Raw genomic sequence first — 21,601 nt, forward strand, 5'->3', positions numbered from 1 at the left:
CCTATGCAGCCATCTGCGTTAAATATGGCGTTGTTATTTGTTGGGCCATTTGTACTAAAACAGCGATATCTAAAATAAATGCAACATGTCCATCACCCATAATGGTTGCACCAGCCACACCGGCAACCCGGCGATAATTTGTTTCTAAATTTTTAACCACGACCTGATGCTGGCCTAATAAATCATCAACAAAGAGAGCTATTTTTTGCCCTTCCGCCTCTAAAATAATCGCAATACCATCTTCGAACGACTTGACTTCCGTTGGCAGATTAAATACTTCATATAAAGCAATTAGCGGTAAATACTCACCACGAACATTAATGACACTTCCACGACCAGCCATACTTTTGATATCAACCATTCTTGGTTGCAAAGACTCAACAATAAAAGTCAGCGGAATAATATACAGCTCAGACGAAACAGAAATCGACATACCATCTAAAATGGCTAACGTTAATGGCAAACGTACACTCATTGTTGAGCCAATACCTGTCATCGATTGAATTTCAATTCGTCCGCCCATAGATTGAATATTTTTTCTAACCACATCCATACCCACGCCACGCCCAGAAACATCAGTGACTTGTTCTGCGGTAGAAAATCCAGCTTCAAAAATGAGCATCCATACTTCGGAATCAGGCATATTGTCATTAACATTAAATCCACGCTCTCTGGCTTTAGATAGAATTCGTTCTCGATTCAGGCCTGCGCCATCATCACTGACTTCAATAACAATATTGCCGCCCTGATGAAATGCTTTCAGCGTCAAATTACCTTGCGCAGGTTTCCCTTTAGCCAAACGAACTTCTGGGGTTTCTAAACCGTGATCTAAACTATTTCGAACTAAATGCGTCATTGGATCAGATAGTTTCTCAATAAAACCTTTATCTAATTCCGTATTTTCGCCAATCATACGTAGTTCAACTTGTTTATTGAGCTTACTGGCTAAATCTCGAACTAAACGTGGATAACGATTAAATACAAATGAAATCGGCATCATCCGAATCGACATGACGGATTCTTGTAATTCCCGCGTATTACGTTCGAGTTGAGCGACACCGGAAAGTAATTTTTCATGAACAACGGGATCTAGCAATAGTGCATTTTGTGCCAGCATGGATTGAGTAATCACCAATTCGCCGACCAAATTTAAAAGTTGATCTACTTTTTCAACACTGACGCGTATTGAGGAATCTGATTTATCACTGACTATTGATTTTTCAGCCGCTTTATCAATTACAGTTCGATCACTGCTACGGCGATTTGCTGGCTCAGTAATGACCGGCGCTTCTACTTGGGTAGGCTCAGGCACAATGGCCGCAACGGCAGTGAAAAAGCCAAATCCTTCTCCGTCCTCCAAGAGAATCGTGGGTTCTGGCGTTGTTTCTGAAGTAAAGAATCCATAGCCTTCATTTGCGGCAGGCTCACTTACGACAGTGTCTTCAAAAAAACCGTAGGCACCATCTTGGCTATTTTTTACATCAGCAACTTTTACAATTTCTTTCGTTATTTGATTTTTCCCGTTTTGTATGCAAATACGTTCCGGTGAAATTAAAAAAGCAATGGAGTCCAGTATATTGTCAGCGGCTTGTTCTGTTGCCACCTTCAAACGCCAAGGACGCTCATTATCACCATGTTCAACATTAGAAACTTCGCCATACCGAGCTAGGCCAGTAATTAAATTATTGATGTCAAAAATTTCACCAGCGGCTATTTCAATAGTCATGCCATCTAAGGCAATCGATTGCTGGTCTTCATTGGAAAAACTGGCTAATTCTTGCGTTATCTGCTGAATGGCAATTTCATCGGCGTCGCCCTGTCCTCGATGGGCTGCGAGCATATCTTGCAATACGTCACCGGCACGCAGAAAGGCATCAACCATTTCAGGGCGTAGCTGAGTTTCTTGTTTGCGAATCCGGTCTAACAGATTTTCAAGGATATGAGTGACTTCGGTTAAGTCGTTAAAGCCAAATGTCGCGGCACCACCTTTAATGGAGTGCGCCGCACGAAAAATGGCATTTAAGGCTTCGGGATCTGGATTTTCTACATCAAGCTTTAGCAATAATGCTTCAAGGCTCGCCAAATGCTCGGCAGCCTCATCAAAAAAAACCGCTATAAACTGGCTCATATCTATGGTCATTGCTTACTCCTGAATACTAATGAACTAACCAATGACTTTACGGACCACTTCAAGTAATTTTTGTGGATCAAACGGCTTGACCAACCAGCCCGTCGCTCCAACTGCACGCCCACTTTGCTTCATGGCATCGCTAGATTCAGTGGTTAACATCAGAATGGGGGTCGTTTTATATTGAGGTAATGCACGAACAGTACGGATTAAAGTTAATCCATCCATACCCGGCATATTTTGGTCAGTCAAAATGAGGTCGACCTGCTGATTTTTCGCTTGAGCAACCCCAGCATTCCCATCAGCGGCTTCAACCACCTCATAGCCGGCACTTTTTAAAGTAAAGGCGACCATTTGCCGTATCGACGTTGAATCATCCACAGTCAAAACTTTTTTAGCCATCTTGTTTTCCCTTAACTTTTAAAGAATGCAGAGCGATTAAAATAAATCCACTGAACCACTATTCATATTTTGTTGGGCGACAGGGTTACGTTGCAGCGCAGCACTCAGTTGCATAGCCTGAGTGTAAATTGCCGATATAATTTCAGTTTTCCCATCAGATTCTGAATTTAATATAGACAAATCACTGTCAATTGCAGAAAGTTTTTGCAAAATGTCCTGTACTTCATGCACACGGCTTTGCACATGAAGCAGCAGCTGTTGCGTTAAGTCTTGAAATTGTAGAGAACAGACTGCTTGGTCAATTTGTTGCTCAACTTGTTGTGCAACAAGGCCAAGGCGTTGTACGGTGTCTTCAACGGTTTGATTCAAATTTTGAATTTCGATCAAGGTATGCTCGACTTGAAGCTTGGACTCTAATGAGAAATTCATATCTTGAGAGGCCAGCTTAAATATTGCGCTTTCGGCCCCAGAAACAGATGCATGAATATGCTGTACATTGTCTCTAATTTGCGAGCTAAATTGATTTGTGCGCATCGAAAGGGTTCGTACTTCATCTGCAACCACCGCAAACCCTCGGCCAGATTCTCCTGCTCGAGCGGCCTCTATTGCGGCATTCAATGCCAGAAGATTGGTTTGCTTTGCGATCCCTTCGATCTCACCAAGCACGGATAAAACACTGCTAACTTCTGTACCAATTTGCTCCATCTGGTCGACCAAACTCATTGCAGCACTCGAGTTATGCACCACGCTATCAACAAATCGCGAGAGAATTTCGGAGGTTTCTAAGACGAATTTCTGAAAATTAAGTCCACTATTATCGGCCTCAGCCTGCAATAGCCGGGCAACCATATCACGCTGTAATCGAGACTTTTCAACCATTGAAGTAAAGCCGACCAATAAATTAGGTATTGCATCGCTATAGATTGCAATGACCTGCTGTATTTCTTCTTCGGCCAAAATCAGTTGTTCATGACTTGCCAAATGAATTTGCTGTTGATCAACACATTGAGGGGCATCGTGACGCACTTCAGCACTTGGCTTTAACCCAAGTTTTCGACTTAAAAACAGTGATAAGGCGTACAAACTTGAAGGAAAAATGAAGGCCATCAGTAGTGCAAACCACTGAACATCTAGCTCAAAATAAAGCAGGCAGAGAGGAAATCCACAGGCAAAAAGAAGTGGCCAAAATAATTGACGATGTGACATGCGTATCCATAACTCAAATGAATCAAGAAAAAAAACCAAGACCAATCTGATTATTTATAGACACAACAAAATGTAAAAGACAGAATTTTGAAATTAACGTGTAATTTAAATAACGTTAAATCTCTTGAGGAGCGTAATAAACCTCGACTTCATTCCCAATACCAACATAATTAACGCGTAATGCAAGTGCTTTAACCAATGAAATTCCACGGCCAAAAGTAAACTCAGGCACAGCATCAATGACCTCGCCGCTTTGTAAAGAACGAGACCAATCGAACCCTTCGCCACTATCCTTCACTCGAATGCGTAAAATTTCATGTCCTCTGAGTAATACCCCCATCAAATCAATTTCTATGCGACCTTCTTTAAGCTCTGCTAAACGACGCACCCGCTCTGTTAAATAATTTTCCATACCATCGGGATTCATTTTCATTTTAGAATCCATGCCAAGTAGACCATGATCAACGGCATTAACAAACAGTTCGGTCAATATTAAAAAAACATCTGATTGCGAGCTGGCCAAGGACTTTATTTCTTTAACAAACGTCATCATAAAAGGAATCGTATTTACATAGCGTAACTCTTCAGCAGTTAATACCAAATTGTAACGCCAAGTGCTTTGATTTCCTGTTGCAAAATCAGCCGTTAATAACTGGCTAATATCTTCTGACGAATGATGATTAACTTTTAAATCACGATTTGGATTGGCGCCAAAGCTGGCTAAAACTAAAGAAACATCATCATGATGCTTTTCTTGCTGCAAGAAATTGAGGAAGGTTTCTTGGAAATATTCAATCGGTTTTAAATTCGATTTTTCTTTCAATAACCGTAGTAAACGCTCAGTGCCAAACTCTTCGCCTTGTTGATTTCTAGCTTCAATCAAACCATCCGAACACGCGACAACATAGCCAGTACCATTCGAGTAAAATCTTTCCGGAGAAAAATCCATAGAATGGGAAGGAATAATGCCCAACGGTAAGTTTTTAGAACGGCACTCAGAAACCACATCACCTTGTTCATTGACTAGATAAACCATAGGCATGCCGCCATTCCAGATCTCGATACATCCGGTGGTTTCATCAATAGAGATCAAAGTAACGCAAACAAAACGCCCAACAGGTAAAACCTGTCGAACTTTATCGTTCATTTCTAATAAAATATCGCTGATCGCATAACCTTTTTCAGTCATGCTATAAAAGGGCTGCGTGAGTGGCAGTACATTCAATGCGGCAGTTAAGCCATGACCAATGCCATCAGCAAGCATGACATGCAAGGCTTGCCCTGGGGTACGAGCAGACGCGATCAAGTCTCCTGACAAACTCTCAGCTGGTGATAGCAAATACTGCAATTGAGGATCTGATAGTCGTTCCGAATTGACTAACTGCTCCATCAAATGCCGCACAACGCGTTTTTCTTCCTCAGCATTCTCATAGTAGTCAGCAAGCCGCTCGGACTGCTCTCTGACCTTTCTATTGAGCTCTAAAGTCCGTCCAAAAGCTTTTAACTTGGCTTCTAAAACTCGAAAATTAACTGGCTTATTAATATAGTCGTCCGCACCTCGCTCAATTGCATCAGCAAGCGCATTTTCCTCGCCGATCCCTGTAACAAAAACAATAGGAACCCAGCGCTCTCCCGATTCTGCTTTAATAATGATCGCAGCTTCAGGGCCAGTCATGATCGGCATCATGACATCCATTAATACTAAATCTGGCTGCTCCAAACGACACTGCTCAATCGCATCCACCCCATTTCTAGCCAATATCGCCTTATGACCCAAGGCTTCTACAAAGCGCGAAATGAGCAGTAAAATTGCTTCAGTATCATCTACAACCAAGATTTTCATGCAAATTACCTAATGGTGAAAATTTTACCAAAGCATGCAATTTCAAGAACCTGCTTAACAGTATCACGGCAATTGACCAGAGCTAGACTTTTGCTGGCAGCCGATATTTTCTCTTTTAAAAGTAACAGCATGCCAAGTGCAGAACTATCTAAATAATTGACATTTTGAAAATCAACGAGCACCTCTTTTATTTCTGCATTTGCAATCAAAGACTCGCAAACCTGCCGAAATTCTCTATGCGCACTGAAATCAAACTGCCCCGATAAAATGACGCGGCCAACGTTACCCTCAATCTGCACGGTAGGTGTCATACGTAATTAACCTTATAACTTGTAGTAAATATATTCACAGTAAAGCCGAGAATTTATCAGGCAGATACAAGTGCCAATATAAATTCTCAACCACTTTCACACCTTAGTTGTAGCTGTCGTTAGTGGCAAGCGAATCTTAAAAGAACTACCAAAATCTAACTTAGATTCAACACTAATCCCGCCGCCATAGGAAGATACTAAATTTCTCACAATTGCTAGACCTAGACCAGTACCATCTTTGCGTGTGGTAAAAAAGGGTTCAAACAGTCTAACGCAAGTCGCTTCAGACATACCGCAACCATAATCTTTAATTTCAATTTCTAGAGTAGATGTATCCACAGATAGACTACAGAGCACTTCCTGCCCTGATGCTGACGCTTGGAGTGCATTTTCAAGTAAATTAGCGATAGCACCAGAAAACTCTCTGGCATTTACTTTTGCCCAAACTGGCCTGTTCGAGCCGATCAACAACAGCGCCACATTTTTAGCGTCAAATTGAGGCTGCACGTGCTGAATTGCATCAAGTAATACCCCACCCACCTCTAAACGCTCAGTAAATTGCTGCTGCCCACGTACAAAACGCAGCATATTTTGAATCAAGACCTCTAAATGCCGGAGGCGCTCTAATGATTTTTGGGCAAATCGAACGCGATCTTCACTACTTAGCTCCGCCCGAACTAAGTGCCCACTATAAAGAAGTGCTGTTGCCAGTGGTGTGCGCAGTTGATGCGCTAAGCCAGCTGCCATCTCTCCCATTTCAACCAAACGCTGATGTCGACTTAATGCACGACGCATTTCTGTAGCAGTAGTCACATCATGCAATAAAACCAGTCGAACCCCTTCTTCGGGTACATCAACCTCCTCCAAAAGAAGGTGACGTGCGCTATCTCCACTTTGGTACTCCAAAACGCCAGGCTCATCAGTCGCTTGCATTTGCTCAGCCAAGACCTTTAACCAATTAAATCGGTGATCAGTACGCCCTAATAACTTTTTTGCTGCTGCATTTTGTGTCAATACATAACCACATTGATCTAATTCTAAAACCCCAGCTGGTAATCGATCTAACAGCAAACTAAGACGTCGCGACAATGCTGACTTCTCTTCAAACTCGCGTCGTAAATTACCGTTTGCTACCTCTAGCTGCTCAGTAAGAGTGGTAACCTGATCTTGTAATTCCGCATACGCGATTGATAGCTGTTCTGATGCTGCTGTAAATAAAGCAAAAGCCTGCTCTAAATTTTTAGGATCAATGACTTCTTGGTTTAAACTCATTAAGTAACACTCTTGTCGTCAGCATAGTTATGCATTATAAAGATTTTAGATTACTAATTTGACCGCAAAAAAAACAATTTGCGTAAGCAGCTTGAAAAATAAGATTTTTTAAAATAAATTGGTTTTAAGGCTTTATATTTAGAGCTCTAGGCCGATAATGCTATATTCAATCACCCGCAGCCTCTGGGAGTAAAGTCGTGTCAGACCTTCTAAAAAATATCGACGCCCGTACGAAATTGGCAGGGACCAATAAATTAGAAATATTACTTTTCACTTTGGGCCTAGATCAAAGATCAGGCCGAAGAGAAACTTTTGGCATTAATGTATTTAAAGTTAGAGAAGTAATGAGGACGCCAGAAATTACTCAGGCACCTGATATGCCATCTTCAGTAGAAGGCATGGTTAGCTTACGTGGAGTATTGGTTCCTGTTATTGACTTAGCAAAATACGCAGGTATCGCGACAGAAAGCAAACCTGAGATTATGGTTGTCTCAGAATACAATGGACATACACAAGGCTTTTTAGTGGAAGCTGTCGATACAATCTTACGCTTAGATTGGTCTGTCATGCGAGTTCCTCCTGATATGCTCACCATGCAGATGGGGGGACTAGTCACAGCGGTAACGGAATTAGAGAGCGGAAAGCTAGTAATGATGCTCGATGTTGAAAAAGTGCTTGCTGAGACTACCCAAAAAAGCAACATCATTGATACTGCAGCAGTGGTTTGTGATTCAAGCGTCAGTCATAAAACTGTGTTTTTTGCTGATGACTCCTTGGTTGCTCGTAGCCAAATCGAACAAACCTTAGATGCAATGAATGTACATCATATGCACGCAATAAATGGTAAACGTGCATGGGAAGATTTACTTAAGCTAGCCAAGTCTGCAGAAGTGCAAGGAAAAATGGTTAAAGATTTATTGCACTTGGTATTAACCGACGTTGAAATGCCAGAAATGGACGGCTACATGCTCACCAAGCAAATTAAAAGTGATCCTCGTTTTGCAGGCATCCCAGTTTTGATGCACTCATCGCTATCAGGTCTTTCTAATCAAAAGCTAGGGCAATCTGTTGGGGTTGATGGTTATGTCGCGAAATTTGAGCCCCATAAACTATCAGAAAGTATCACAAATTTTTTGCGTCGCGAATAATCGCAAAAACACCAGGCTGAGGTGACTTATGAGCAAACCACAACAAACTAACTTACTTGATACCGTCGATGCTCGCACAAAGCTTGCGGGATCGAACAAAATGGAAATTTTGCTTTTTTCCTTAGGTACACGAGAAATTTTCGGAATTAACGTATTTAAGGTTCGTGAAGTTTCGCAAACACCCAAAATCACAAAAACGCCAAATATGCCGCATGGTGTCGAAGGTGTTCTTTCTTTGCGCGGCAACATTATCCCAGTCATTTCATTGGCTCGATTTATTGCAACGCATGAAGAACCTGTAGGTGATACTTCAAGCACGATGATTGTGACTGAGTTTTCAAAGCATACTCAAGCATTTTTGGTTCATGATGTTGATCGTATTATTCGAGTTGACTGGGATAAAGTACGTGCTCCAGAAACAATGCTAGCCGGAAACCAAGCGTTGATAACAGCAATTACCGAATTACCTGATGGCAAGCTGGTTTCCATTCTCGATGTTGAACAAATTTTAGCTACCGTGATTGGCGAACCATTAATTCCTGAGCTACCGCCAACACAAATCAATCCAGATACATTTATGTTTTTTGTTGATGACTCAATGGTTGCGCGAAAAGAAATTATTGGTGTGCTTGATAAAATTGGTATTAAGTATCATCAAGCCAATAATGGTAAAGAAGCGTGGGATAAACTACAGAATTTAGCTAATCGAGCAACTCATGATAGCGAAAACTTGCGAGACAAATTAAAATTAATATTAGTAGATGCTGAAATGCCTGAAATGGATGGGTATGTTCTGACTAAATATATAAAATCAGATCATCGTTTTAAAGGTATTCCAGTGGTAATGCACTCTTCTCTTTCATCTAATGCAAATCGTGCAATGGGTGCAAGCGTAGGTGTCGATGCTTATGTTGCTAAATTTGATGCGCTCATTTTAGCCGATACTCTTTCCCCGATGTTGAGTAGCCAAGGCTAAGTCAACGTCTTCGTAACAAAATAATTATATGCGTATATCAATTGCGATAACGCAGCTGGAGTTAAGTTATGGCAGATCAGAACATGCGTTTTCTCGTGGTAGATGATTTTTCTACCATGCGTCGCATCGTCCGAAATCTTCTAAAGGAGCTTGGATTTACCAATGTGGATGAAGCAGAAGATGGGCAAGTGGCATTACATAAATTAAAAAATGGCCAATTTGAGTTCGTCGTAACCGATTGGAACATGCCCAATATGACCGGCATTGAATTATTAAGAGCGATTCGAGCCGATGCCCAACTCAAACATCTACCAGTATTGATGGTGACAGCAGAAGCCAAAAAAGAAAATATTATCGAGGCAGCCACTGCTGGAGCAAGCGGTTATGTTGTGAAACCTTTTACAGCAGCCACACTGGATGAAAAGCTGAAGAAAATTTTTGTCAACATGGCAAAATAATTTTTCACAATACATGATAACAATCAGTAGGAGGCACTGTGAGCGATAATGCACTAAATAATGGGGACTCCCCAGACCTTGAGGCGCTTTTTGATAGTATTTTGGTATCAAGCCAAGTAGAAGTTTCCTCGCCAGTCGCCTCGGTAGACTCCGCCAGCAGCCAAGAAGACCCACAGTCATTGATGGCGGAGCCTGCCAAATCAATGTTTTCACACATTGGTCAAATTACACGCAAACTCCATGACACCTTGCGTGAACTTGGCTTAGATAAGTCGTTAGAATCCGCTGCAGCATCAATTCCTGATGCTAGAGACCGACTGTCTTATGTCGCGACAATGACTGAACAAGCAGCAGAACGTACTCTCAATGCGCTAGACATTGCCAAGCCACTACAAGATGACATCACCGAAAGTTCAAAAAAACTGTCTCAACAATGGGATCGATTTTTCAATAAAGAACTGAGCATTGATGAATTTAAATCATTGGTTGAAAACACTAGAACACACTTGTCAAAGACAGCACAACAATCAGACGAAGTTAGCACACAGATGCTTGAAATCATGATGGCACAAGACTTCCAAGATTTAACTGGCCAAGTAATTAAACGTGTTTTGACTATGGCAAAAGATATGGAAAGTCATTTACTTGATTTTCTGCTGATGTTTAGTCCGCAAGGAACAAATAAAGCAGATGAAAATAGCCTATTAAATGGCCCTGTTATCACAACAGAAGGAAGAACCGATATTGTTACTAACCAAGAACAGGTTGATGACCTCTTGGAAAGTCTCGGTTTCTAAGTCTTATTACCGCGCATAAGGGGTATATCATGAGTGTTTTCGGCGGAATGGAAGACCTATTACAGGACTTCTTAACTGAGTCTTCAGAGTTGCTATCTGAAGTCGATAATAAGTTAGTTGAGCTAGAAAAACGCCCAGATGATAAAGCGTTACTCAATGATATTTTTCGCGGTTTCCATACAATTAAAGGCGGGGCTGGCTTTTTAAATGTCGACTCCATGGTGAGTCTTTGCCACAGAACAGAAAATCTTTTTGATAAACTCCGTAATGCCGAACTCACGCTAAATCCAGAAATTATGGACGAAATTTTAGCCGCAACGGGTGTAGTTCGTGAAATGTTTGGCGAGATGTCCCAAGGCCGTCAACCTGCACCTGCAGATCCTGCGCTACTGAAAGCTTTAGACGATGTGCTCGAAGGCAAAAGTAGCAATGCTTCAACTGTGTTAGAAAGTCCAGCAGTAACACCTTCAGTTTTAGTCTCCACGGAAAGCAAACCAGAGCATGACTGGAAAAATTTGTACGATGTCTTACTGGATGAAAAAGAGGTAGCAACTCAAGTGACTAGTGAGCCATTATCAAGCGATATTGAAGTCAACAGCGTAGAACATAACGAAGTCTTGGCCCCAAGCGCTGCAATATTAGAGCCAATGCAAAGCTTAAAACCTGCGGCGGCGACAAGCAATGCTCGACCTCAGGCCAATTCACAACAACTTGCCACACAAGAAACTACCATCCGAATCGATACCGTTCGCTTGGATCAAGTTTTAAATTTATCGGGTGAAATAGGCCTCACAAAAAATAGGCTAACTACTCTGCGTGCAGACATTATGTCTGGAAAAATGGATAGCATTACGCTCAAAGCGCTTGATGAAGCCATTGGTCAGCTCGACTTACTCGTTGGTGATTTACAAAATGCCGTAATGAAAACACGGATGCAGCCAATCGGTCGTTTATTCCAAAAGTATCCACGACTTGCCCGTGACTTAGCGCGTCAAATGGGGAAAGATGTTGAACTCGTTATCTCAGGCGAAGAGACTGAGCTCGACAAAACGATGCTTGAAGATCTTAATGATCCATTAGTGCATTTAGTACGCAATGCAGTCGATCATGGTGTTGAAACGACTGAAGAGCGTATTGCTAGCGGTAAACCCGCCAAAGCCGTTGTTGAACTAACAGCGACTCAAGTGGGCGATCATATTCGAATTGAAATTATTGATGACGGGCGAGGCATGCGCCCAGATGTAATTCGTCGTAAAGCCATAGAAAAAGGTTTAATTGACATCGAAACGGCAAATAGCCTTGATGACAAGCAAAGCTTACAACTTATTTTTCTTCCTGGCTTTTCAACTAAAGATCAAATTTCAAGTGTCTCTGGTCGCGGCGTTGGAATGGACGTCGTAAAAACGAATATTCAAAAGCTAAATGGGCGCGTTGATATTCAATCTGCAGTGGGTGAGGGATCTCGCTTCACTATTTCTCTGCCATTGACCCTTGCGATCTTACCGGTACTCGTTGTCAAAGTGTGCGATCAGCCTTTTGCTGTTCCACTCGCAATGGTTAGAGAAATCATTACCATTCGTCAAGAACATGTACAAGAAGTATCAGGAAGAGCAACAATCGTCGTTCGTGACGAAATTTTATCAGTACGCTCTCTAGCCAACTTAATTGGCTGGGAAGAGGTTCAACTACCGCAATTTGGCGTATTAATGCAATCTGCGGAGCATTCATTTATTCTAGCTGTAGACAGTTTCATTGGCAGAGATGATGTCGTCATTAAACCACTACAAAATATCCGTCCTAAAGGCGTTGCAGGAGCAACCTTATCAGGGGATGGTTCAATCGTGCTAGTCCTTGATATGGAAGATCTACTGGCATCTGATACAGCAGAAACTTCAGCAATAAAAACCTCTCGTTTTATCGAGCAATTTGTTTAATTTAATAAAAATTGTCATAAAACTATTCCAACGAACTAGGAGCATGGCATTTAGCCTGTTACCAGAATATGACGCAAGAACATGCATTTATTGGACGTCAACCTATATTGAATCGTCAGCAACAAATTATTGGCTATGAATTATTATTTCGCTTAAATCAAGAGGCTGTTTCTGCTGAGTTTTCAAGTGACATGCATGCAGGCACAAACGTATTGGTAAATACAATATCCAATATGGGTACAGATTGGCTAGTTGGTAATAAATTAGCATTTATTAACGTCGCAGAATCAATGCTTGAAAGTAATTTTTTAGAGTTATTACAGCCTCAGCGCGTAATTTTAGAAATTGTTGAAACCACACAACCCACTGAAGATTTATTAAATCGTTTGCGTGATTTACGTGCACAGGGATTTGGCATAGCGCTTGATGACTTTGTGCTGACACCTCAAACAGCTTCGATGATTGAATTTTCTAATTATATTAAATTAGATATTCAGCAATTAGGAATGACACAAGTTCCTATTTTATCGAAGGAATTACGCCGTTTCCCATTGCTTCAAGTTGCTGAAAAAGTTGAAACCAAAGACGAATTCACAAAGTGTTTTGATATAGGAATGGATTGTTTTCAAGGTTATTATTTTGCACATCCAGAAACTTTATCTGCAAAAGTAATTAATCCAGGTTACGCAAATATTTTGCAACTTCTAAATATGTTACGTAACAATGCAGAAATTAGAGATATCGAAAACGCACTTAAAAAAGACGTAGCACTTTCATTCAAACTTCTTCGTTACATCAACTCAGCTGGCTTTGGACTTTCTTGTGAAATTCAATCATTTCGCCATGCCGTAACTATATTAGGATATCAAAAACTATATCGCTGGCTTACGCTATTACTTGTTACAGCCGGCGCGGACACTGGTACACCTCCTGCTTTATTAAAAACTGCAGTTACGCGCGGTCGATTAGTCGAACTATTAGGTTCACACCTACTTGATGGACAGGATAAAGATAATTTATTTATCGTCGGTATGTTTTCTTTGCTTGATGTATTACTAGATATGCCAATGGATAAAATTTTAGAAACATTAATTTTACCTGAAACTGTAACTGATGCATTAATGGAACATACAGGCATCTATGGTCCATTTCTTGAACTTGCTGAGGCCTGTGAAGATCCCGAAATGGCAGAAGTACCAAGACTATGTGAGCAATTACAAATAACACCAGAAATGCTTAACCGATCTCATGTACAAGCTCTAAATTGGGTAGAGGAACTTGGAGTTTAATTTTCATATCATCTAATGAAATTTAAAAAATAATGCTCGCTTAGCATAATAGTTAAGCGAGCATTTTCTATTAAGAAAAATTTATTTAGAATATAAATTTTAAAACCTGACAACTATAACCCATTGGCCTCATGGGAAAATAGTCATAAAAAGATAAACCGCAAAAATCATTAAATGAACTAATCCCTGCAAAACGGTAGTTCTGCCATTACCTAATGATAAAGTTGAAACAATCAATGTCAACACTAACAGTACTGTTGATTTAGCATCAATACCAAGCATTAAAGGCCAACCATTTAAAACAGATACAATTGCAACTGCTGGTATCGATAAGCCAATACTCGCCAATGCAGAACCCAATGCTAAATTTAAACTAGTTTGTAATCGGTTAGATTTTGCTGCACGTAATGCCGCCAAACCTTCAGGCATCAACACAATTGCTGCGATAATGACCCCCACTAGTGCTGCTGGCGCACCGATACTAGCGACACCAGCCTCAATCACGGGAGAAATAGATTTTGCTAATAAAACAACGGCAATTAAGCCAATTATTAATAAAACAGCGCTCAAGATCGCAACTTTAGTTGTTGGTGGTATTGCATGAATGTCTTCATCACTCACACCTTGTTGAGGTAAAAAATAATCTCGATGGCGAACCGTTTGCACAAAAAGAAAAGTCCCATATAAAACTAAAGAAACTAATGCCACGAATGCTAATTGGTTTGAACTATAAATTGGTCCTGCTACAGTAGTTGTATAATTTGGTAAAATTAAAGTTAATACTACAATGGCTGCTAAAGTTGATAATGAAGCATTAACACCCAACATTCCAAACCGCTGTTCTCCAAAGCGATTTCCTCCAACCAATAGACATAATCCAACAATACCATTAAGAATAATCATTACTGTAGCAAAAATAGTATCCCGTGCTAATGAAGATGCAGCTTCTCCACCTGTGAGCATTAGCGTTACAATTAATGCAACTTCAATTGCTGTAATTGCAGCAGCCAATACTAAAGTTCCAAAAGGCTCACCGACACGATGTGCAACTACCTCAGCATGATGAACCGCAGCTAATACCCCAAACAAAAGTCCAATCGATAATAAAATTAAATACCATTCACCAAAATCAAACAATTGGCCAAAAAGTAAGAAGCACCCGATAAATGGTGTCGCGACAGTCCAAAATGGTAATTTTCTTATCGATTTGATCATTTACTCAACCTTATAACATTAAAAATAAAAATGCTAACCTCAAAAATTAACAACAATCGAACAACTCAATCTACACCTCGTTTTTTTTGAAAAAAATAAACAACAGCACCCACGACTAATCCAGCACATCCAAATATAAAAATCTTCAAATTAAAATTAGATAACAAATAAAGTGATGCCAAAATAGCCAAAATAGGCACCCCAGGCCCTCCAGGAATAACGAAACCGACCGGTAAACTTTTATCACTCCTTAATTTAATGACGGCTAATGCGGTTGGTACATATTGAACAAAAGATGCAAAAACAGCCAAGGAAATTAAAAACAAATAATCTCCACTCAAAAGTAAGACCGAACATAGAACAAAAGTTATTATTAATGCATTCACTGGTCGATTATATTTATTTTTCCTACCTATAAACTCAGGTAGTAACTGATGTTGTAATGCAAGTGACGATGCAATTAATGGAACACTAAATGAAAAAGCTAAAATAACACCACCTATAGAAATCAGCATACCAATAACAATTAAGTTATAACCCCAATCTCCAACCATTTTTGAAAATGCATCCGCAACAGGCAAAGACGAAACAGACAAATCTGTTCCTAAAACACTAATAGAAACAACTACCAATAGAAAATAAATAACACTACAGGTCATAATTACAGAAATTAAAGCCAAAGGAATATTCTTCTGTGGATTTTCCATTCGTGCAGCAGCAATAGGTAAAAATGAAAACCCTGTAAATGCATAAAATATAACACCAAGTGCAGCACCAACTGAAGAATAAAAAGAATCATTAGATACAACTTCAGGCAATATGAATGGCTGAAAATTACTAAAATCAAAATAAAAAATACCAACAACAACAAATAAAAATATAACCATTAATTTTGAAACAGAGGACAAATTATTCAAAAACTTAGCTAGGCTAACTCCGAAATAATTTACAACAACAAGGAAAATACAAATTAACAGTGCCGACAAATTATATAAATAATTATTTTTAAGAGAAGGAAAAAAACCCGCTAATGCAGTTAGAAACCCAGCGATTTCAGAGGATAGTATTATAATCCCCAAAATCCAAGCATAAAATCCAACCTCAAAACCAATAAAACGACCAAATGCTCTATAACTATAAATCCATGCAGCACCATTTTCGCTAAATTTACTAGCTAATTCGGCATAACATAATGCGATGACAAGCACTAGTAAAGATGCAATTAATACAATAGCAATGCTAGCAGCACCTATTTTTGCATATACTTGGTTAGGCAGTAAAAAAATACCTGAACCTATAATTCCATTAATACCTAATAAAAAAATGCTAATAAAACCAATTTTATTATTAGCTACTGAATTTTTAACCATATTTAACGTTGGATCAACAGACATGGATCTACCTCATAAAATTTGATCGTCATGAGTCTAGTCTAGTCAAAATTCATGTGTTGTACACAACTTAACAATTCACATGCTTTTTTCTTTCTTTTTACCAACATAGTATTACACTGATACAAATTTAATAACAGTAAAAAAACACTAAATTTTAAATCAGTTTTGTCGACAACTATTTTCGGACTATACCCCCCCTATTCCATGGACCTGCCTTTTATTCAGAAAATGGTGCCATTAATAAAGAAGATTGCGAGTGGATTTATTACGGATTAATGTTTCAAGAATATTCTGGATGGTAGGATAGAGTAGCGTTCCAATTCGAGTGTGACATTGGTTTTTACTTGATGGTTATTACAAATAGTAAAGAAATATTCAATTAATGATGTGCTTTTAGTGTGAGATGAAAAAATAAGCAATTTAAATTCGTCATCTCAGAACCACACAAACATTTACCACGTATATTCCTCAGTAGCTGATACTACAAGGGCCGGAATCAAATACCACTACCGGTATCTGCATTGGTAATCCCCCCACCAAACCAGCTCATTTTTAAGTAGAATTTTCTCGCAGTCTTTGAGGAGCTTCTACATGAAAGCAGCACGTTATTCTGACAGCCAGATTATGGCGATTTTAAAGCAGGCCGAAGCCGGCTCCACTGTTCCTGATTTATGCCGTGAACACGGCATGAGCTCGGCCTCTTTTTATAAGTGGCGCGCTAAGTTTGGCGGCATGGACGTCTCGATGATGACGCGCATGAAAGAGCTGGAAGATGAAAACAAGCGCCTTAAAAAGATGTATATCGAAGCTCAAATGCAGGCAGACATCATCAAGGAAGCCATGGCAAAAAAGTGGTGAAGCCATCTCAGCGGCGTGAGATGGCGCGCTGGGCCGTTGAATCAAAGGCCGTTTCGATTCGTGCAGCTTGCGCTAGCTTTATGATCAGCACGACTTGTTATCGCTATGTGGCAAAACTAGACGCAGAAAATGAAAAAATTGCCGATTCGTTACTGCAACTTACCCAAGTTCATCGCACATGGGGCTTTGGTCTGTGCTTTTTGCATCTACGAAACGTCAAGAAAAAGTCTTGGAATCACAAACGGGTCTACCGGATTTATTGCGATTTAGAATTAAATCTGCGAATTAAGCCTAATAAACGCTTAATTCGTGCAACGCCAGCACCATTAGCAGTGCCTGAGAAAATCAATGAAACGTGGTCGATGGATTTTATGCACGATCAATTAGCCGATGGCCGCAGCATTCGCCTGTTTAATGTGATTGATGATTTTAATCGGGAGGGTTTAGCGATTGATGTTGATTTCTCTTTGCCGGCCGAGCGCGTGGTGCGTAGTTTGAATCAAATCATTGAATGGCGAGGCAAGCCAAAACGGATTCGCTCAGATAATGGGCCTGAATATATTAGCCAGTTGCTAAAAAACTGGGCGGAACAACATTCAATTGAATTGGCGTATATTCAGCCGGGCAATCCCCAGCAAAATGCCTATATCGAGCGCTATAATCGGACCGTGCGGCATGAATGGCTGGCTTGCGATGACTTTGAAAGTCTTGCTGAAGTGCAAGAGGTTGCCACGCAATGGCTTTGGAGCTACAACAACGAGCGCCCGCACATGGGTTTGGGTGGCATCACCCCGAAACAAAAACTGGCATTACATGCCTGACCTCTACTTTTAAGTGAGCTTAAAAGTGGGGGGATTACCCATTCTCCTCGACGTCTAAACGACGGACAGCAAAAAGCCCGACTCTTTCGAATCGGGCTTTCTACTTATAGGGAAGTCTGGCAATGACCTACTTTCACACGGGCAATCCGCACTATCATCGGCGCTGAGGTGTTTCACTGTCCTGTTCGGGATGGGAAGGAGTGGGACCACCTCGCTATGGTCGCCAGACAAAAACTTGTCTGATGCAACTCTTTCGAGTCACACGAGAGTTATCGCATTCAGCCGCTATCTTTTCAGACCACAACCTACAGCGCTAACTCGTAAAATCAATAGAAGAAGTAATTATACTACACTTTCCAACAACAACACTTGGATTGATTATATCCATCGTCGCACTACGCGCTTCAGGTTATAGGATCAAGCCTCACGAGCAATTAGTATTGGTTAGCTTAACGCATTACTGCGCTTCCACACCCAACCTATCAACGTCCTGGTCTCGAACGACTCTTTAGAGGATTTAAAACCCTAGGGAAATCTCATCTTGAGGCAAGTTTCGCGCTTAGATGCTTTCAGCGCTTATCTCTTCCCGACTTAGCTACCCGGCAATGCCACTGGCGTGACAACCGGTACACCAGAGGTCAGTCCACTCCGGTCCTCTCGTACTAGGAGCAGCCCCTCTCAAATTTCCAACGCCCACTGCAGATAGGGACCAAACTGTCTCACGACGTTTTGAACCCAGCTCACGTACCACTTTAAATGGCGAACAGCCATACCCTTGGGACCGGCTACAGCCCCAGGATGTGATGAGCCGACATCGAGGTGCCAAACTCCGCCGTCGATGTGAACTCTTGGGCGGAATCAGCCTGTTATCCCCGGAGTACCTTTTATCCGTTGAGCGATGGCCCTTCCATACAGAACCACCGGATCACTATGTCCTGCTTTCGCACCTGCTCGACTTGTCGGTCTCGCAGTTAAGCCGCCTTTTGCCATTACACTATCAGTACGATGTCCGACCGTACCTAGGCGACCTTCGAGCTCCTCCGTTACAATTTGGGAGGAGACCGCCCCAGTCAAACTGCCTACCATGCACGGTCCCCGATCCGGATAACGGACCAAGGTTAGAACCTCAAAGGGGTCAGGGTGGTATTTCAAGGACGGCTCCACAGAAACTAGCGTCTCTGCTTCAAAGCCTCCCACCTATCCTACACAAACCACTTCAAAGTCCAATGCAAAGCTACAGTAAAGGTTCACGGGGTCTTTCCGTCTAGCAGCGGGGAGATTGCATCTTCACAAACACTTCAACTTCGCTGAGTCTCGGGAGGAGACAGTAGGGCCATCGTTACGCCATTCGTGCGGGTCGGAACTTACCCGACAAGGAATTTCGCTACCTTAGGACCGTTATAGTTACGGCCGCCGTTTACTGGGGCTTCGATCAAGAGCTTGCACCCCATCAATTAACCTTCCAGCACCGGGCAGGCGTCACACCCTATACATCCACTTTCGTGTTGGCAGAGTGCTGTGTTTTTGATAAACAGTCGCAGCCCCCATTTCTCTGCGGCCTTATATAGCTCCAAACGCAAGGTTCTTCACCAATAAGGCACACCTTCTCCCGAAGTTACGGTGTTAATTTGCCGAGTTCCTTCTCCCGAGTTCTCTCAAGCACCTTAGAATACTCTTCCTACCCACCTGTGTCGGTTTGCGGTACGGTTCAATATAAGCTGAAGCTTAGTGGCTTTTCTTGGAAGCAGGGTATCAGTTACTTCATCACCTAAGTGAATCGTCATCATGCCTCAGCGTTAACAGCGTCCCGGATTTGCCTAAGACACCCGCCTACACACTTAAACCAACTATTCCAACAGTTGGCTAACCTAACCTTCTCCGTCCCCACATCGCACTTATATCAAGTACAGGAATATTAACCTGTTTCCCATCGACTACGCATTTCTGCCTCGCCTTAGGGGCCGACTCACCCTGCGCCGATGAACGTTGCGCAGGAAACCTTGGGTTTTCGGTGAGGGAGCTTTTCACTCCCTTTATCGCTACTCATGTCAGCATTCGCACTTCTGATACCTCCAGCATCCTTCTCAAGACACCTTCACAGGCTTACAGAACGCTCCTCTACCATATGCCATAAATGGTCATATCCGCGTCTTCGGTTATCAATTTGAGCCCCGTTACATCTTCCGCGCAGGACGACTCGACCAGTGAGCTATTACGCTTTCTTTAAATGATGGCTGCTTCTAAGCCAACATCCTGGTTGTCTGTGCCTTCCCACCTCGTTTTCCACTTAATTGATCATTTGGGACCTTAGACGGCGGTCTGGGTTGTTTCCCTCTTGACCCAGGACGTTAGCACCCCAGGTCTGTCTCCCATGCTCGCACTTGACGGTATTCAGAGTTTGCCATGGTTTGGTAAGTCGCGATGACCCCCTAGCCATAACAGTGCTTTACCCCCGTCAGTGATACATGAGGCACTACCTAAATAGTTTTCGAGGAGAACCAGCTATTTCCAAGTTTGTTTAGCCTTTCACCCCTATCCACAGCTCATCCCCTAACTTTGCAACGTTAGTGGGTTCGGACCTCCAGTGCGTGTTACCGCACCTTCATCCTGGCCATGGATAGATCACTTGGTTTCGGGTCTACGCCCAGCAACTATGCGCCCTATTCGGACTCGGTTTCCCTACGCCTCCCCTATTCGGTTAAGCTCGCTACTGAACGTAAGTCGCTGACCCATTATACAAAAGGTACGCAGTCACCCCATTTTTCAAGGGCTCCCACTGTTTGTATGCATCCGGTTTCAGGTTCTATTTCACTCCCCTCCCGGGGTTCTTTTCGCCTTTCCCTCACGGTACTGGTTCACTATCGGTCGATGATGAGTATTTAGCCTTGGAGGATGGTCCCCCCATCTTCAAACAGGATTTCTCGTGTCCCGCCCTACTTCTCGTACGCTTAGTATCACAATTGACTTTTCATATACGGGACTATCACCCACTATGGTTGGACTTTCCATTCCATTCTATTAAGTCTACTGCTATCACGTACAGGCTCTTCCCATTTCGCTCGCCACTACTTTGGGAATCTCGGTTGATTTCTTTTCCTCCGGTTACTTAGATGTTTCAGTTCACCGGGTTCGCTTCGCTAGACCTATGTATTCAGTCTAGGATGACCCAAAAGGGCCGGGTTTCCCCATTCGGAAATCGTGGGATCAAAGCACTTTGCCAGCTCCCCCACGCTTATCGCAGGCTATCACGTCCTTCGTCGCCTATCATCGCCAAGGCATCCACCAGATGCACTTATTCGCTTGATCCTATAACCTCAAACACGTAAAACGTATCTCAGATTACTGAAATCGTATTTGCGACTTGCAAGTGAGTTCTCATTTCACTTGCGGTTCAGTTCCACTGGCATGAGACCAGCACAACTGAACAGATACAATCAACCCAATATTTTTACTTTGAAATTAAACTCAACCACAACTGCACGCAGTTATTGTTTTATTTAATTCCATTACAATGTTTATTGGAATTAATTACTTCTTCTATTTTGTTAA

15 protein-coding genes and 2 rRNA genes are annotated in these 21,601 nt (G+C 41.7%); 7 read left to right on the forward strand and 10 right to left on the reverse strand.

Annotated features, from left to right (window positions below; all coding sequences use genetic code 11):
* Position 1: 1 nt before the first annotated feature.
* The 6 genes from K4H25_RS14190 to K4H25_RS14215 all read right to left on the reverse strand — a co-directional run bounded on the left by K4H25_RS14190 (position 2) and on the right by K4H25_RS14215 (position 7,162).
* Entirely contained in the window at positions 2–2,140 is a 2,139-nt protein-coding gene (locus tag K4H25_RS14190; RefSeq protein ID WP_221021084.1) for a chemotaxis protein CheW, read from the reverse strand.
* 24 nt (positions 2,141–2,164) lie between these two features.
* On the reverse strand, positions 2,165–2,530 hold the full coding sequence (locus K4H25_RS14195) for a response regulator (protein ID WP_221021085.1): 366 nt from the start codon (positions 2,528–2,530) through the stop codon (positions 2,165–2,167).
* Between the two features lie 36 nt (positions 2,531–2,566).
* Complete coding sequence (locus K4H25_RS14200) at positions 2,567–3,736, reverse strand: methyl-accepting chemotaxis protein (RefSeq protein WP_221021086.1); 1,170 nt, start codon at positions 3,734–3,736, stop codon at positions 2,567–2,569.
* 115 nt (positions 3,737–3,851) lie between these two features.
* The gene (locus K4H25_RS14205) at positions 3,852–5,579 is read right to left on the reverse strand and encodes an ATP-binding SpoIIE family protein phosphatase (protein WP_221021087.1); all 1,728 of its coding nucleotides are present in this window, start codon (positions 5,577–5,579) and stop codon (positions 3,852–3,854) included.
* Positions 5,580–5,584: 5 nt separating this feature from the next.
* Positions 5,585–5,890 carry an STAS domain-containing protein gene (locus tag K4H25_RS14210; RefSeq protein WP_173532166.1) on the reverse strand — a complete coding sequence of 102 codons (306 nt, stop codon included), beginning with the start codon at positions 5,888–5,890 and terminating at the stop codon, positions 5,585–5,587.
* Between the two features lie 96 nt (positions 5,891–5,986).
* Entirely contained in the window at positions 5,987–7,162 is a 1,176-nt protein-coding gene (locus K4H25_RS14215; protein ID WP_221021088.1) for a sensor histidine kinase, read from the reverse strand.
* Between the two features lie 197 nt (positions 7,163–7,359).
* On the opposite strand from K4H25_RS14215, the gene K4H25_RS14220 reads away from it, so the two are divergent.
* The 6 genes from K4H25_RS14220 (at position 7,360) to K4H25_RS14245 (ending at position 13,764) form a co-directional block, all read left to right on the forward strand.
* Positions 7,360–8,310, forward strand: a complete 951-nt coding sequence (locus K4H25_RS14220) for a chemotaxis protein (protein WP_221021089.1) — start codon at positions 7,360–7,362, stop codon at positions 8,308–8,310.
* A 28-nt stretch (positions 8,311–8,338) separates the two neighbouring features.
* Positions 8,339–9,286 (forward strand): chemotaxis protein, encoded by a 948-nt coding sequence (locus K4H25_RS14225; RefSeq protein ID WP_173532169.1) that lies wholly within the window; start codon positions 8,339–8,341, stop codon positions 9,284–9,286.
* A 68-nt stretch (positions 9,287–9,354) separates the two neighbouring features.
* The gene (gene cheY / locus K4H25_RS14230) at positions 9,355–9,744 is read left to right on the forward strand and encodes a chemotaxis response regulator CheY (protein WP_173532170.1); all 390 of its coding nucleotides are present in this window, start codon (positions 9,355–9,357) and stop codon (positions 9,742–9,744) included.
* Between the two features lie 38 nt (positions 9,745–9,782).
* Positions 9,783–10,541, forward strand: coding sequence for a protein phosphatase CheZ (gene cheZ / locus K4H25_RS14235; protein ID WP_221021090.1), 759 nt, complete (start codon positions 9,783–9,785; stop codon positions 10,539–10,541).
* A gap of 29 nt (positions 10,542–10,570) precedes the next feature.
* Positions 10,571–12,475, forward strand: a complete 1,905-nt coding sequence (locus tag K4H25_RS14240) for a chemotaxis protein CheA (RefSeq protein WP_221021091.1) — start codon at positions 10,571–10,573, stop codon at positions 12,473–12,475.
* Positions 12,476–12,543: 68 nt separating this feature from the next.
* The gene (locus K4H25_RS14245) at positions 12,544–13,764 is read left to right on the forward strand and encodes an EAL and HDOD domain-containing protein (RefSeq protein WP_221021092.1); all 1,221 of its coding nucleotides are present in this window, start codon (positions 12,544–12,546) and stop codon (positions 13,762–13,764) included.
* Positions 13,765–13,893: 129 nt separating this feature from the next.
* Here the strand turns inward: K4H25_RS14245 and K4H25_RS14250 are convergent, their stop codons facing one another.
* Together K4H25_RS14250 and K4H25_RS14255 are read right to left on the reverse strand one after the other, a co-directional pair.
* Entirely contained in the window at positions 13,894–14,979 is a 1,086-nt protein-coding gene (locus K4H25_RS14250) for a calcium:cation antiporter (protein ID WP_221021093.1), read from the reverse strand.
* A 65-nt stretch (positions 14,980–15,044) separates the two neighbouring features.
* Positions 15,045–16,373, reverse strand: coding sequence for an APC family permease (locus K4H25_RS14255; protein ID WP_221021094.1), 1,329 nt, complete (start codon positions 16,371–16,373; stop codon positions 15,045–15,047).
* A 591-nt stretch (positions 16,374–16,964) separates the two neighbouring features.
* Between K4H25_RS14255 and K4H25_RS14260 the strand changes: the two genes are divergently transcribed.
* Positions 16,965–18,052, forward strand: a protein-coding gene (locus K4H25_RS14260; protein WP_221020586.1) for an IS3 family transposase whose coding sequence is annotated in 2 segments (ribosomal slippage) — positions 16,965–17,217 and positions 17,217–18,052 — 1,089 coding nt in all. Because the reading frame shifts where the segments join, the coding sequence is not laid out codon by codon here.
* A gap of 114 nt (positions 18,053–18,166) precedes the next feature.
* Here the strand turns inward: K4H25_RS14260 and rrf are convergent.
* Both rrf and K4H25_RS14270 read right to left on the reverse strand, forming a co-directional pair.
* A 5S ribosomal RNA gene (gene rrf, locus K4H25_RS14265) occupies positions 18,167–18,280 on the reverse strand.
* Between the two features lie 185 nt (positions 18,281–18,465).
* A 23S ribosomal RNA gene (locus tag K4H25_RS14270) occupies positions 18,466–21,358 on the reverse strand.
* Positions 21,359–21,601: the final 243 nt, after the last annotated feature.

Source organism: Deefgea piscis, assembly GCF_019665785.1.
Lineage (GTDB): Bacteria > Pseudomonadota > Gammaproteobacteria > Burkholderiales > Chitinibacteraceae > Deefgea.

Coding starts and splice junctions, on each gene's coding strand:
- K4H25_RS14210 (WP_173532166.1), bottom strand. CDS start 5,890: ATGACACCTACCGTGCAGATTGAGGGTAACGTTGGCCGCGTCATTTTA.
- K4H25_RS14205 (WP_221021087.1), bottom strand. CDS start 5,579: ATGAAAATCTTGGTTGTAGATGATACTGAAGCAATTTTACTGCTCATT.
- K4H25_RS14215 (WP_221021088.1), bottom strand. CDS start 7,162: ATGAGTTTAAACCAAGAAGTCATTGATCCTAAAAATTTAGAGCAGGCT.
- K4H25_RS14225 (WP_173532169.1), top strand. CDS start 8,339: ATGAGCAAACCACAACAAACTAACTTACTTGATACCGTCGATGCTCGC.
- K4H25_RS14245 (WP_221021092.1), top strand. CDS start 12,544: ATGACGCAAGAACATGCATTTATTGGACGTCAACCTATATTGAATCGT.
- cheY (WP_173532170.1), top strand. CDS start 9,355: ATGGCAGATCAGAACATGCGTTTTCTCGTGGTAGATGATTTTTCTACC.
- K4H25_RS14195 (WP_221021085.1), bottom strand. CDS start 2,530: ATGGCTAAAAAAGTTTTGACTGTGGATGATTCAACGTCGATACGGCAA.
- K4H25_RS14190 (WP_221021084.1), bottom strand. CDS start 2,140: ATGACCATAGATATGAGCCAGTTTATAGCGGTTTTTTTTGATGAGGCT.
- K4H25_RS14240 (WP_221021091.1), top strand. CDS start 10,571: ATGAGTGTTTTCGGCGGAATGGAAGACCTATTACAGGACTTCTTAACT.
- K4H25_RS14255 (WP_221021094.1), bottom strand. CDS start 16,373: ATGTCTGTTGATCCAACGTTAAATATGGTTAAAAATTCAGTAGCTAAT.
- K4H25_RS14250 (WP_221021093.1), bottom strand. CDS start 14,979: ATGATCAAATCGATAAGAAAATTACCATTTTGGACTGTCGCGACACCA.
- K4H25_RS14200 (WP_221021086.1), bottom strand. CDS start 3,736: ATGTCACATCGTCAATTATTTTGGCCACTTCTTTTTGCCTGTGGATTT.